The organism is Pseudomonas sp. MDT1-17, assembly GCF_054898105.1.
In genome coordinates, this window is sequence record NZ_JBUBVM010000001.1 from 6,065,587 (window position 1) to 6,079,004 (window position 13,418).

Consider the following 13,418-nt stretch of genomic DNA (forward strand, 5'->3'; position numbering starts at 1 on the left):
AAACGAATGGATTTGATACTCGACCTGCTCGCCACCGCGTCTCGCTGGAGCCGTAGCAACCTGTCGGAAATCGCTCTGGCACTGGTGGGCTGCCTGCTGGTGTTGTTTGGCGCCGATATCAAAGGCTGGGTCGACGGACGCCTGGGCAGCATCGGCGGCGCCTTGCGCGTCCCGCTGATGGCGCTGGTGTGCATGGTCGGCAGCGGCGTCGCGCTGATCTACGCCACGCCGTGGATCATCAAAGGCCTGAGCCAGTTCAACAACTACAGCCTGGCGCCGGTATTACTGGTGGTTCTGGTGTTGATAGGCGTAGTCGCCGACCGCCGCTGACTTCAGCTACAACCGAAAACAACTGTGGGAGCGAGCCTGCTCGCGAAAGCGGTCGATCATTCAACATTGATGTTGGCTGACATGACGCCTTCGCGAGCAGGCTCGCTCCCACAGTTTGATTGTGTGCAGCTTAAGTCAGTTTCTCGAACTTCAGATCCCACACGCCATGCCCAAGACGTTCGCCGCGGCGTTCGAACTTGGTGATCGGACGTTCGGCCGGGCGCGGGACGCACTTGCCGTCTTCGGCAAGGTTGCGGTAACCCGGCGCGACGTTCATCACTTCCAGCATGTACTCGGCGTACGGTTCCCAGTCGGTGGCCATGTGCAGCACACCGCCGACCTTTAACTTGCTGCGCACCAGTTCAGCGAACGATGCCTGAACGATACGGCGCTTGTGGTGACGGCTCTTGTGCCACGGGTCCGGGAAAAACAGCATCAGGCGATCGAGGCTGTTGTCAGCCACGCATCGGTTGAGCACTTCGATCGCATCGCAATCGTAGACCCGCAGGTTGGTCAGGCTCTGAGTGAGCACGCCATTGAGCAGCGCGCCAACACCCGGACGGTGTACTTCCACACCGATGAAATCCTGTTCCGGCGAGGCCGCGGCCATTTCCAGCAGCGAATGACCCATGCCGAAACCGATTTCCAGCGAGCGCGGCGCCGAACGACCGAACACCTGGTCGAAGTCCACCGGCGCATCGGCCAGCGGCAGGACGAACAGCGGCGTGCCCTGCTCCAGGCCTTTTTGCTGGCCTTCGGTCATACGCCCGGCGCGCATCACGAAACTCTTGATGCGGCGGTGTTGGCGCTCTTCGCCTTCTTCCGGCTGGATAGGCGTTTCGTTTGATTCAGTCATCAATGGCTCTTACTTGATCAGACCATCCAGCGGCGAGGAGGCGCTGGCATAGAGTTTTTTCGGCATACGACCGGCGAGGTAGGCCAAGCGGCCCGCGACGATGGCGTGTTTCATGGCTTCGGCCATCATGATCGGCTGCTGGGCATGGGCGATGGCCGAGTTCATCAGCACCGCTTCGCAACCCAGTTCCATGGCGATGGTGGCATCGGAAGCGGTACCGACACCGGCATCCACCAGCACCGGGATCTTGGCTTCTTCGAGGATGATTTGCAGGTTGTACGGGTTGCAGATCCCCAGGCCCGTGCCGATCAGACCAGCCAGCGGCATGACCGCGATGCAGCCGATTTCCGCCAGTTGACGGGCGATGATCGGGTCATCGCTGGTGTAAACCATCACGTCGAAACCTTCCTTGACCAGCACTTCGGCGGCCTTGAGGGTCTCGATCACGTTAGGGAACAGGGTTTTCTGGTCCGCCAGCACTTCCAGCTTCACCAGGTTGTGGCCGCCGAGCAGCTCACGGGCCAAGCGACAGGTGCGCACAGCCTCGGTAGCATCGAAGCAACCGGCGGTGTTAGGCAGGAAGGTGTAGCGATCCGGCGACAGGACTTCGAGCAGGTTCGGTTCGCCCGGGTTCTGGCCGAGGTTGGTGCGGCGCACGGCGAATGTGACGATCTCGGCACCCGAGGCTTCGATGGCCAGGCGGGTTTCTTCCATGCCCCGGTACTTGCCAGTACCTACCAGCAAACGCGACTGGTAAGTACGACCGGCCAGGACGAAGGGCTTGTCGCTACGAACGATGCTCATGGGAAATCCTCTGTAGGGGTGAGGTTCTTGCAGAATTCTGTGCCCTTGCGGGCCGGGCGACTAGCCGCCGCCGATGGCGTGCACGACTTCGACATTGTCACCGTCGTTCAGCGTGGTGTCGGCATGCTGGCTGCGCGGGACGATATCCAGATTGAGTTCAACCGCCACCCGGCGTCCGGTCAGTTCCAGACGGGTCAGCAGGGCCGCAACGGTTTCACCGTCGGGCAGTTCAAGGGATTCGCCGTTCAACTGAATGCGCATACCGAATGGCCGCCATCATTTTTAGGGGCTGGCATTCTAGCCCGATCAGTCTGGGTGACCCAAGCCCTTAAGTCAGCCCAAGCGCCAAGCGGCAAGCCCCAAGCAAATCCAGCCCGCGAGAAACGCGAGACCACCGAAAGGCGTGACGATGCCAAGCTTGCTCACGCCAGTAATCGTCAGCAGATACAAGCTGCCGGAAAACAGCAGTATGCCGATGGCAAACGATGCACCCGCCCACGTGATCAGGCGACCGGGAATCTGCGTGGCCAGCAGTGCCACGCCCAGCAAGGCCAGGGTGTGCACCAATTGGTACGTCACGCCGGTGTGGAAGATCGCCAGGTATTCGGGCGTCAGACGGTTTTTCAAGCCATGGGCGGCGAATGCGCCAAGGGCAACGCCGGTGAAGCCGAAAAAAGCGGCCAGCATCAGAAAGCCACGCAGCATGAAGAACTCCAGTCAGACTCGATCCACAGGGTCTGTATAATGGCCCGCTCAACGGGTTCGGCCAAGCCATCTCTATGCTGCGTTTATTTTTGCGACGATTCACGAAGGCCCTGCTCTGGTTCGCGGGTGGCAGCGTATTGCTGGTTCTTGTTTTTCGCGTGGTACCGCCACCTGGAACGGCCTTGATGGTCGAGCGCAAGGTCGAATCCTGGTTCGACGGCGAACCCATCGACCTGCAACGCACCTGGAAACCCTGGGATGAAATCTCCGATGACCTGAAAGTCGCGGTGATTGCCGGCGAGGATCAGAAATTCCCGGAGCATTGGGGTTTTGACTTTGGCGCGATCCAGGCCGCACTGGCCCACAACGAACTCGGAGGATCGATTCGCGGCGCCAGCACGCTGAGTCAGCAGGTTTCGAAGAATCTGTTTCTGTGGTCCGGCCGCAGTTGGCTACGTAAAGGCCTGGAAGCCTGGTTTACCGGGCTGATCGAAGTACTCTGGCCCAAGCAGCGAATTCTCGAGGTATACCTCAACAGCGTTGAGTGGGATGACGGTGTGTTTGGCGCCGAAGCAGCTGCCAGACATCACTTTGGCGTCGGCGCTCGCTCGTTGTCCCGGCAGCAGACCAGTTTGTTGGCTGCGGTGCTGCCTAACCCGCGGGTGTGGAGTGCCGGCCATCCAACCAACTATGTCGCACGGCGAGCGGGATGGATTCGACAGCAGATGAGTCAGCTGGGCGGGGACAGTTATCTGGTGGGCATCAACGATTCACGCCGCGCACCTTGGGCGCAGTGACTTTTTTGAGGCACAATCGGCATAGGGGACGGCCTTCATAGGCCGCTCCCCTGCCACACCACCCGGCATGCGGGTCCGCACCGGGCGGTTCGAGAGATTGAGGTTATGAGAGTCGCACCAGTCCCAGCCTGTCGAACCATGCCACATCCAACACTCGATTCAGCTCAAATCGGCTGTTACGCCACCAGCTATACGAGTTGGCCGCCACTTTCCGGGCCGTTTGACTGCTGGCTCCCAGCACCCTCAGTTCGCGGTAGATCGTCGATCCACGCCGCCATTGCTTAAGCTGGATCGCTCGCAGTCGGTGTCGTATCCATTCATCAAGCTCTCGCCAGATTTTCGGTGTTTGTGACAACCCAAAGTAAGTTTTCCAGCCCAAGAGATAAGGGCGCAGATTTTCGACGACTTGTCGCAGACCGCGGCCACCTGAGCGACGGGTGAGTTCGCGTATCCGTTGCTTGAACTGCTTGCGCGCTTTGACCGCCACAGCTCTTTTGACGCCTTGGGGCGACGCCCAAAAGGCATATCCAAGAAACTTGCGACCAAATGCACTCGCCACCGCACTCTTGCTCTCGTTGACACTCAAGTGCAGCTTTTCATACAGACGCTTCAGCAAAGCCATTACCCGCTGCCCAGCCCTGCGGCTGCGAACATACACATTCGCATCGTCGGCATAGCGTGCGAAGCAATGACCTCGACGTTCAAGCTCCCGATCCACTTCGTCCAGCAGCACATTCGCCAGCAACGGCGACAGCGGGCCACCTTGCGGTGCCCCGCAGCGGCTTTTCTCGACCACGCCATTGATCAGCGTTCCCGCATCCAGATACGCCCGAATCAACCGGATAACCGCCCGACCCGCAATCCGCTTGCGTAGACGATCAATCAAAATATCGTGGTCGACCCGGTCGAAGAACTTCTCCAGATCAACATCCACCACCACTCTGCGCCCTGAGGACACATGGCGCTGGGCCGCCAAAACGGCGTCCTGCGCACAGCGTCCCGGACGGAAGCCGTAGCTGTGTTCACTGAAAGTCGGATCGAGTAATGGCTGCAAGACTTGCAGCAAGGCTTGCTGGATCAAACGGTCGGTGACCGTTGGGATACCCAGCTCGCGTTGACCGCCGTCAGGTTTGGGAATGGCCACACGCCGTACCGGGCTGGGCCGGTAGACACCTGATAGAAGCTGTTCACGAATCGCCGCCCATTGGGTCAGCAAGTATTCGGCCGTCTGATCAATATCCAGACCGTCGACTCCCGCCGCACCTTTGTTGGCCTTGACCCGCTTCCACGCCCGCTTCAGGTTTTCTCTCGCAAAGGCCCGCTCCAGCAGCCCTTGCCCTGCGTTGTTGGATTCATCTTGCGGGCGATCGACCTCGTCGCTGACGGGATTTCTCACGGCTTCACCGTTCGCAGTCTCCATCCGCCCTGCGTTTGGCAGGCATCTGACTTCCGGTCTTTCGCATCAATATGGCCTATAACGCTTTCTCTCGTTCGGCCCTTCGTCAAAAAAAAAAAAGACTACTACGGCCTCTGCTGACTTCTCGCTCCGGCTGGCGCCGTCGCCCTTTCAGGCACAAGGCGAGATCTCCCCAGGTAAGAACGCAATCCTTCCCCGCACAACCGCCGGATTTACGCTGCCTGACCCTTGACCACAAGAGCTTCGCGGTTTGTTGCCCGCTCGCCCTGGTTGGCATCGCCTTATATCCGGTTCTTGTCCATCGGCTCACGGTTTCGATTCACGCTTCCTCCCCACACTCGGTCGCCCTCATGCAGTTGCGCTTCACTTCGTTCGCTGTGGTCAGCTCACGGCGGGACTTTCACCCACAAGATTGCGCCCATGCTGGGCGCACAACAAAAACGCCCCGATCAATGATCGGGGCGTTTTTTATTGCCGGTTTGCAGCTTATGCAGCAATCGACAACTTGAGCTTGTTCATCGCGCTCTTCTCGAGCTGACGAATACGCTCGGCCGACACGTTGTACTTTTGCGCCAGGTCGTGCAGCGTGGCTTTTTCTTCTGCCAGCCAGCGCTGGTAGAGGATGTCACGGCTCCGGTCGTCCAGCACTTCAAGCGCTTCGTGCAGGTTGTGGTTCGAGTTGTCGCTCCAGTCAGCATCTTCCAGTTGACGGGCCGGATCGTACCGGTGGTCTTCCAGATAGTTGGCCGGCGATTGGAAAGCGCTGTCGTCGTCCGCTTCCGCGGCCGGGTCGAAGGCCATGTCATGGCCGGTCAGGCGACTTTCCATCTCGCGGACTTCCCGAGGCTCTACACCGAGGCTTTCCGCCACACGGTGGACTTCCTCGTTGTTCAGCCACGCCAGACGTTTCTTCTGGCTGCGCAGGTTGAAAAACAGCTTGCGCTGAGCCTTGGTGGTCGCGACTTTCACAATGCGCCAGTTGCGCAGAATGAACTCGTGGATTTCCGCCTTGATCCAGTGCACGGCAAAGGACACCAGGCGTACACCCATTTCCGGGTTGAAGCGCTTCACGGCCTTCATCAGGCCGACGTTGCCTTCCTGGATCAGGTCAGCCTGAGCCAGACCGTAGCCGGAATAGCTACGGGCGATATGTACAACAAAACGCAGGTGGGCGAGCACCATCTGCCGAGCCGCCCCCAAATCCTGCTCATAATAGAGACTCTCGGCCAGTTCACGCTCCTGCTCCGGCGTCAGCAATGGAATGCTGTTCACCGTGTGCACATAAGCCTCCAGGTTCGCACCCGGGACCAGAGCATATGCAGGTTGCAAAGAATTGGTCATACGAAAAAACCTCCGACTTACCTAACTCGTGCAGTTCAGCACTGCGAAAATTGACCGGAAACCGAAAGACAAGTTCCCATAAACGCTGAAAGGTCAATACGAGCAAAATGATACTACTTAGGCGCAAGCTCCCTCAGGTGGCGTGCGACTGCAATCCATGCACCGATATACCCCAACAGCACCGCGCCAAGCAAGAGCGACAGACCGTCGGCAACTGGCACTCCGGCCAGCGCGAAATCACTGCCGTACAAACCGGCCAGCCCCACTACCGCGTCGTTCAGCCAATCAAGGCCAAACGCCAATACGCCCCAGGAAAGAATCCCTGCACCGAAGCCATAAAGCGCACCCATATACAGAAAGGGCCTACGCACATAGCTGTCAGTGCCGCCGACGAGTTTAATCACTTCTATCTCTGTGCGGCGGTTTTCAATATGAAGACGAATGGTATTGCCTATCACCAAAAGTAATGCAGAAACCAAAAGTACGGTCAGACCGAAGACAAAACGGTCGCCCAGCTTGAGGATCGCTGCCAGACGCTCGACCCAGACTAGATCAAGTTGTGCCTGTTGTACCTTGGGTAACTCGGAAAGTTTTTGTCTTAATGCTTCAAGGGCGGGCTTGTCGACTTCATTCGGCGTCACCAGAACCACGCCTGGCAGCGGGTTCTCCGGCAGTTCTTTAAGCGCCTCGCCCAGACCGGACTGCTGCTGAAACTCTTCCAGCGCTTGATCGCGGCCGACATATTCAGCCTCGGCGACGCCGGGCATCCCCTTGATCTGCTCGCGCAGCGACTCACCCTCAGCAGGGCTGGCCTCGATTTGCAGGTACAGGGAAATCTGCGCCGCACGCTGCCAGGAACCGCCGAGGCGTTCGACGTTACTTAGCAAAAGTGACAGGCCCATGGGCAAACTCAGAGCCACCGCCATCACCATGCAGGTGAAGAAGCTACCGATTGGCTGCTTGCCCAAACGCCGCAAGCTATCGAGCAGGCTGGCGCGATGACTCTCGACCCAGGCGCGGAACAGCGTGGCGAAGTCCGGACCGTCATCATCGTCGCGTTTTTTCTTCTGTGGCTGCGGATCGGCGGCCTTTGGAGCCACGCGCTCGGAAACCTTGGGGCTGCGTGTCGCACTCATACGCCAGCCTCCCCGTCGCCGATCAATCGGCCGCGCTGCAGGGTCAGCATGCGGTGACGCATACGGGCGATCAGCGCCAGGTCGTGGCTGGCAATCAGCACACTGGTACCCAGACGGTTGATGTCTTCGAACACGCCCATGATTTCTGCCGCCAGACGCGGATCGAGGTTACCGGTCGGCTCATCTGCCAGCAGCAAGGCCGGGCGGTGAACGATGGCGCGGGCGATGCCGACGCGCTGTTGCTGACCGGTGGACAGATCGCCGGGGTACAGATCGGTCTTGTCCGAAAGCGCTACGCGCTCCAGGGCCGAATCCACGCGCTTGGCGATCTCGGCCTTGGACAGACCAAGGATTTGCAAGGGCAGCGCGATGTTGTTGAACACCGTGCGATCGAACAGCAGCTGGTGGTTCTGGAACACCACGCCGATCTGCCGGCGCAAGTACGGGATCTGCGCATTGCTGATGGTGCTCAGGTCTTGACCGGCCAACAGCAATTTGCCGGTGGTCGGACGCTCCATCGCCAGCAGCAGGCGCAATAAGGTGCTTTTACCGGCGCCGGAGTGGCCGGTCACAAACAAAAACTCGCCCCGACGGACTCGAAAGCTCAGCTCATGCAAGCCGACGTGACCGTTCGGGTAGCGCTTACCGACCTGCTCGAAACGAATCATGAACGCTCCCGTTCGGCAAACAGTGCCTGGACAAAGGGTTCTGCTTCAAAAGTACGCAAATCATCAATGCCTTCACCGACACCGATGTAGCGAATGGGCAAGCCAAACTGCTTGGCGAGGGCGAAAATCACCCCACCTTTGGCGGTACCGTCGAGCTTGGTCAGCGCCAGGCCGGTCAGTTCGACGGTCTGGTTGAATTGCTTGGCCTGGCTGATCGCGTTCTGCCCCGTACCGGCATCGAGCACCAACAGCACCTCGTGAGGCGCGTCGGCGTCGAGTTTGCTGATAACCCGGCGAACCTTCTTCAGCTCTTCCATCAAATTGTCTTTGGTGTGCAGACGACCGGCGGTGTCGGCGATCAGCACGTCGATGCCACGGGCCTTGGCCGCTTGCACGGCATCGAAGATAACCGAAGCCGAGTCAGCGCCGGTGTGCTGGGCGATGACCGGGATCTTGTTGCGCTCGCCCCAGACCTGCAATTGCTCGACGGCGGCGGCGCGGAAGGTGTCGCCGGCCGCGAGCATGACTTTCTTGCCTTCGAGTTGCAGTTTCTTCGCCAGTTTGCCGATGGTGGTGGTCTTGCCGGCACCGTTGACGCCGACAACCAGAATCACGAACGGCTTGCTCTGCGAAGTGATTTTCAGCGGTTGCTCGACCGGCTTGAGCATCGCCGCCAATTCCGCTTGCAGGGATTTGTACAGCGCATCGGCATCGGCCAGTTCTTTACGGGCGACTTTCTGGGTCAGATGCTGAATGATCACCGACGTTGCCTCGACGCCAACGTCGGCGGTCAGCAAGCGGGTTTCGATGTCTTCGAGCAGTTCGTCATCGATGAACTTCCTGCCCAGGAACAGGCTGGCCATGCCTTCGCCGATGCTGGCGCTGGTCTTGGACAAGCCTTGTTTCAGGCGGGCGAAGAAACCGGCTTTGGTTTCTTCGGTACGCACAGGCTCGGCAGGCGCTTCGACGGGAGTGACAGGTGCGGCGGCAACGGGAGCGACAATCGGTGCGGGTGCGGGTGCGGGTGCTGGTGCTGGTGCTGGAGCAACCGGAGCAACCGGAGCGATAAATGCAGGAGCGACAGGCTCCGGGACCACCGGCGCAGGCTCGGCCATGACAACTGGCGCGACAACCGGCTCAACCACTGGCGCTTGAACGGGCTCAGGAGCAAACGCGGTCGGCGCTGGAATCGATGGCGCAACGTGCGGCGCCAGCTCATCTTCGACCAATGCCACCGGCTCTTCCGCCACAGGCAAGGTCAGCCACGGCTCTGCGGTTGGCGCCAGCGGCAGCTCAACCACGAGTTCAGTTTCAGGCTCAGCCTCGACTATCGGTTGCAGCACCGGCTCAGCGATCGGCAAGACAACCGGCGCGGGCCCTTCTTCTATGACCGGCGCAGGCGTTGGCTCAGGAAGTGGCTGTGGCTGTTCGACGACGGGTTCCTGCGGCTTTTTGCGCAGCCATCCGAACAGGCTTTTCTTCTCGCCAGCCGCAGCTGGTGTCTTCTTGTCGTCGTTGGAACCAAACATGGAGGACGGCTATCTCACGGTAGCGACGCGCCAAAGGGCGCCCCGGCAAATAAATATTCGATGCAGAACAGACTGCGATTGACCCAGCTTGTTCACGCGCAACATTTTGTCGAGGTGCAAACAGCACCTCAAAGGTCGACTAATACGAAGGACTGGAACGGCATCGTCGGCGAAAACACAGAGTTTAGCTGACAAACTCAAAGCTTTAGCCGTAAACCCAAACAACCTGCTGACCAATCATAGGCCTGATAGGCGTGGCCGCCAGTAAAACGGATCAGTATCCTAGCACCCTCTCGCCCGCCGACGCTAAGACCAAGCGGGCAGCCCCAAAGGTTTAAAAACGAATGAATGCTTTAGCCCGCCGCGCTGCAGGCCTGCTGCTCAGCACAGTTTGTCTGCCCCTCTCGGCCCTGGCTGCCGATCCACAACCCACCCACGAATTCACCCTCGATAACGGCCTGAAGGTCGTCGTGCGCGAAGACCATCGTGCGCCGGTGGTGGTTTCCCAAGTCTGGTACAAGGTCGGCTCAAGCTACGAGACCCCGGGCCAGACCGGTTTGTCCCACGCCCTGGAACACATGATGTTCAAGGGCAGCGAAAAAGTCGGCCCCGGCGAAGCTTCGCTGATCCTGCGCGACCTCGGCGCCGAAGAGAACGCGTTCACCAGCGATGACTTCACCGCTTATTACCAGGTGCTGGCCCGTGACCGTCTGGGCGTGGCCTTCGAGCTGGAAGCCGACCGCATGGCCAGCCTGCGTCTGCCGGCCGACGAGTTCGCCCGCGAGATCGAAGTCATTAAAGAAGAACGTCGCTTGCGCACTGACGACAAGCCGATGTCCAAGGCCTACGAACGCTTCAAGGCCATGGCCTACCCGGCCAGCGGTTACCACACGCCGACCATCGGCTGGATGGCTGACCTCGACCGCATGAAAGTCGAGGAGCTGCGTCACTGGTACCAATCCTGGTACGTGCCGAACAACGCCACGCTGGTGGTGGTCGGCGATGTGACTCCGGACGAGGTCAAAACCCTGGCCCAGCGCTACTTTGGCCCGATCGCCAAACGTGATGTGCCATCGGCGAAAATCCCGCTGGAACTGGCCGAACCCGGCGAGCGGCAGATCACCCTGCACGTGCAAACCCAACTCCCAAGCCTGATGCTGGGTTTCAACGTGCCTAGCATCGCCACCGCCGAAGACAAACGCTCGGTCAACGCCTTGCGCCTGATCTCGGCCCTGCTCGACGGCGGCTACAGCGGACGCATCCCGACGCAACTGGAGCGCGGCGAAGAGCTGGTGTCCGGCGGTTCGTCGAGTTACGACGCCTACACCCGTGGCGACAGCCTGTTCACCTTGTCGGCAACGCCCAATACCCAGAAAAAGAAAACCATGGCCCAGGCCGAAGCCGGTTTGTGGAAGCTGCTTGAACAGCTGAAAACCACCGCGCCGTCCGCTGAAGAGCTGGAACGCGTCCGCGCACAGGTCATCGCCGGTCTGGTCTACGAGCGTGACTCGATCACCAGCCAGGCCACCGCCATTGGCCAATTGGAAACTGTCGGCCTGTCGTGGAAGCTGATGGACACCGAACTCGCCGAGCTGGAAAGCGTGACCCCGCAAGACATCCAGAAAGCCGCCAAGCTGTACTTCACCCGCGAACGTCTCAGCGTCGCCCATGTATTGCCAGAGGAGACGACTCATGAGTGAGCGTAAAAAACCACGCCTGGCCCTGATTGGCCTGATCGCTGTCGCATTGATCGGGTCTGCAGCTTTTTACTTCTCGAAGACCGACGAATCCAAGGCCAGCGAAGCCCTCGACAAGGCCAAGGCCAGCCAGAAGCTGCAATCGCTGGCAGAACTCGACGGCAAGGCGCCAAGCCACCGCACCCTGGACGTGCAGACCTGGAAAACCGCCGAAGGCGCCAAGGTGCTGTTCGTTGAAGCCCGGGAGCTGCCGATGTTCGACATGCGCCTGATCTTCGCCGCCGGCAGCAGCCAGGACGGCGACGCACCGGGTCTCTCCGTGCTGACCAACGCCATGCTCAACGAAGGTGTAGCCGGCAAAGACGTTGGCGCCATCGCTCAGGGCTTCGAAGGCCTGGGCGCGGACTTTGGCAACGGCGCGTTTAAAGACATGGCACTGGCTTCCCTGCGCAGCCTCAGCGCCGCGGACAAACGCGAACCGGCCCTTAAGTTGTTCTCTGAAGTCGTCGGCAAACCGACCTTCCCTGCCGACTCCTTTGCGCGCATCAAGAACCAGATGCTCGCCGGTTTCGAATACCAGAAGCAGAACCCCGGCAAACTGGCGAGCCTGGAACTGATGAACCGTCTGTACGGCGATCACCCGTATGCGCATTCCAGCGACGGCACGGCGAAAACCGTTCCGGCAATCACCGTGGCGCAACTGCGCGCGTTCCATGAGAAGGCCTATGCGGCTGGCAACGTGGTGATTGCGCTGGTGGGAGACCTGTCTCGTGCCGAGGCGGAGGCGATTGCTTCGCAAGTTTCCAGCACGCTGCCAAAAGGTCCTGAACTGGCGAAAATCGCGCAACCGGAAGAACCGAAAGCCAGCATCGGCCACATCGAGTTCCCGTCCAAGCAGACCAACCTGATGCTCGCGCAACTGGGCATCGATCGTGACGATCCGGACTACGCGGCACTGTCCATGGGCAACCAGATTCTGGGCGGCGGTGGTTTCGGCACCCGGTTGATGAGCGAAGTGCGCGAGAAGCGTGGCCTGGCTTACGGCGTGTATTCGGGTTTCAGCCCGATGCAGGCGCGCGGCCCGTTCATGATCAACCTGCAAACCCGCGCAGAGATGAGCGAAGGCACGCTGAAACTGGTGCAGGACGTGCTCGCCGACTACCTTAAAACCGGTCCGACCGAGAAGGAACTCGACGATGCCAAGCGTGAGCTGGCCGGCAGCTTCCCGCTGTCCACTGCCAGCAACGCCGATATTGTCGGCCAACTCGGCGCCATGGGCTTCTACAACCTGCCGCTGAGCTATCTGGATGACTTTATGCGTGAGTCCCAGAGCCTGACGGTCGAACAGGTCAAAACCGCACTGAACAAACACTTGAGCACGGACAAAATGGTCATCGTCAGCGCTGGCCCGACCGTGCCGCAAAAGCCGTTGCCGGCCCCTACTGATAAACCTGCCGAGCAACCGCTCGGGGTTCCGGAGCATTAATGGCCACTCGTCCTAAAAAACCTGTTCACAACGTGCATAACGGCGTGAACCAACTGCGCATCATCGGCGGCGAATGGGGCAGCCGAAAGCTGAGCTTCCCGGATGCCCCGGGCCTGCGTCCGACCCCGGACCGGGTGCGTGAAACCCTGTTCAACTGGCTCGCGCCGTACGTTGCCGGGGCCAAAGTGTTTGATCCGTTCGCCGGCAGTGGCGCGTTGTTCCTCGAAGCCTTGTCCCGTGGCGCGGCCATGGGTCAGGCGCTGGACGCCAGCAACATCGCGGTCGCCAGCATCAAGGAACATCTGGGCACGCTGCGCTGCACCACCGGCCAGATTCAGACCGCCGATGCCTTGCGCTACCTGGAAACCCAGACAGCGACCGCTTACGACGTGGTGTTCCTCGACCCGCCGTTCAACCAGAACCTGTTGCCGACCGTCTGCACGCTGCTCGAAGAGCGTCAATGGCTGGCCAACGAGGCCTGGATCTACACTGAAAGCGAAAACGCGCCATCGATACTCGGTCTGCCAGGCAACTGGCGCCTGCACCGGGAGCAGAAATCCGGGCGGGTTTACTACGCGTTGTGGCAACGTATGGCAGAGATCGCCGGTTAACCGACCGGCCTGAAAAAGGTGCGCGCCTCAAGCGAGGCTCG

General features: G+C 60.0%; 14 protein-coding genes. 5 read left to right on the top strand and 9 right to left on the bottom strand.

What is annotated here, in order from left to right; genetic code table 11:
• Positions 1 to 6 precede the first annotated feature (6 nt).
• Complete coding sequence (locus tag ACYZTX_RS28010) at positions 7 to 330, top strand: DUF3392 domain-containing protein (RefSeq protein ID WP_462036731.1); 324 nt, start codon at positions 7 to 9, stop codon at positions 328 to 330.
• Between the two features lie 130 nt (positions 331 to 460).
• On the opposite strand, the gene trmB is transcribed toward ACYZTX_RS28010, so the two are convergent.
• The 4 genes from trmB to ACYZTX_RS28030 all read right to left on the bottom strand — a co-directional run bounded on the left by trmB (position 461) and on the right by ACYZTX_RS28030 (position 2,695).
• A complete protein-coding gene (trmB, locus tag ACYZTX_RS28015) occupies positions 461 to 1,186 on the bottom strand; it encodes a tRNA (guanosine(46)-N7)-methyltransferase TrmB (protein WP_462036732.1) in 726 nt (241 codons plus the stop codon).
• A gap of 9 nt (positions 1,187 to 1,195) precedes the next feature.
• Positions 1,196 to 1,990 carry a thiazole synthase gene (locus ACYZTX_RS28020; protein ID WP_462036733.1) on the bottom strand — a complete coding sequence of 265 codons (795 nt, stop codon included), beginning with the start codon at positions 1,988 to 1,990 and terminating at the stop codon, positions 1,196 to 1,198.
• Between the two features lie 60 nt (positions 1,991 to 2,050).
• Positions 2,051 to 2,251: a sulfur carrier protein ThiS gene (thiS, locus tag ACYZTX_RS28025; RefSeq protein WP_165557463.1), complete on the bottom strand. Its 201-nt coding sequence runs from the start codon at positions 2,249 to 2,251 to the stop codon at positions 2,051 to 2,053.
• 72 nt (positions 2,252 to 2,323) lie between these two features.
• Positions 2,324 to 2,695: a DUF423 domain-containing protein gene (locus ACYZTX_RS28030; RefSeq protein WP_090178577.1), complete on the bottom strand. Its 372-nt coding sequence runs from the start codon at positions 2,693 to 2,695 to the stop codon at positions 2,324 to 2,326.
• 74 nt (positions 2,696 to 2,769) lie between these two features.
• Here ACYZTX_RS28030 and mtgA point away from each other — a divergent pair, with 74 nt between their 5' ends.
• Positions 2,770 to 3,492, top strand: a complete 723-nt coding sequence (gene mtgA / locus ACYZTX_RS28035; RefSeq protein WP_462036734.1) for a monofunctional biosynthetic peptidoglycan transglycosylase — start codon at positions 2,770 to 2,772, stop codon at positions 3,490 to 3,492.
• 103 nt (positions 3,493 to 3,595) lie between these two features.
• On the opposite strand, the gene ltrA is transcribed toward mtgA, so the two are convergent.
• From ltrA to ftsY, 5 genes are all read right to left on the bottom strand, one after another.
• Entirely contained in the window at positions 3,596 to 4,912 is a 1,317-nt protein-coding gene (ltrA, locus tag ACYZTX_RS28040; RefSeq protein ID WP_462036735.1) for a group II intron reverse transcriptase/maturase, read from the bottom strand.
• Positions 4,913 to 5,395: 483 nt separating this feature from the next.
• The gene (gene rpoH, locus ACYZTX_RS28045; protein ID WP_007897890.1) at positions 5,396 to 6,250 is read right to left on the bottom strand and encodes an RNA polymerase sigma factor RpoH; all 855 of its coding nucleotides are present in this window, start codon (positions 6,248 to 6,250) and stop codon (positions 5,396 to 5,398) included.
• Positions 6,251 to 6,363: 113 nt separating this feature from the next.
• Positions 6,364 to 7,386, bottom strand: a complete 1,023-nt coding sequence (ftsX, locus tag ACYZTX_RS28050) for a permease-like cell division protein FtsX (RefSeq protein WP_462036736.1) — start codon at positions 7,384 to 7,386, stop codon at positions 6,364 to 6,366.
• Positions 7,383 to 8,054 (bottom strand): cell division ATP-binding protein FtsE, encoded by a 672-nt coding sequence (gene ftsE, locus ACYZTX_RS28055; RefSeq protein ID WP_008152655.1) that lies wholly within the window; start codon positions 8,052 to 8,054, stop codon positions 7,383 to 7,385. Before ftsE ends, ftsX begins: the two co-directional genes overlap by 4 nt.
• Entirely contained in the window at positions 8,051 to 9,583 is a 1,533-nt protein-coding gene (gene ftsY, locus ACYZTX_RS28060) for a signal recognition particle-docking protein FtsY (RefSeq protein ID WP_462036737.1), read from the bottom strand. The genes ftsE and ftsY overlap by 4 nt, the downstream gene beginning before the upstream one ends.
• A 344-nt stretch (positions 9,584 to 9,927) precedes the next feature.
• Here ftsY and ACYZTX_RS28065 point away from each other — a divergent pair, with 344 nt between their 5' ends.
• From ACYZTX_RS28065 to rsmD, 3 genes are read left to right on the top strand one after another with little or no spacing between them, the layout of a single operon-like run.
• On the top strand, positions 9,928 to 11,283 hold the full coding sequence (locus ACYZTX_RS28065) for a M16 family metallopeptidase (RefSeq protein ID WP_462036738.1): 1,356 nt from the start codon (positions 9,928 to 9,930) through the stop codon (positions 11,281 to 11,283).
• Complete coding sequence (locus ACYZTX_RS28070) at positions 11,276 to 12,766, top strand: M16 family metallopeptidase (RefSeq protein ID WP_462036739.1); 1,491 nt, start codon at positions 11,276 to 11,278, stop codon at positions 12,764 to 12,766. The genes ACYZTX_RS28065 and ACYZTX_RS28070 overlap by 8 nt, the downstream gene beginning before the upstream one ends.
• A complete protein-coding gene (gene rsmD / locus ACYZTX_RS28075; protein WP_282383173.1) occupies positions 12,766 to 13,377 on the top strand; it encodes a 16S rRNA (guanine(966)-N(2))-methyltransferase RsmD in 612 nt (203 codons plus the stop codon). The genes ACYZTX_RS28070 and rsmD overlap by 1 nt, the downstream gene beginning before the upstream one ends.
• Positions 13,378 to 13,418 lie beyond the last annotated feature (41 nt).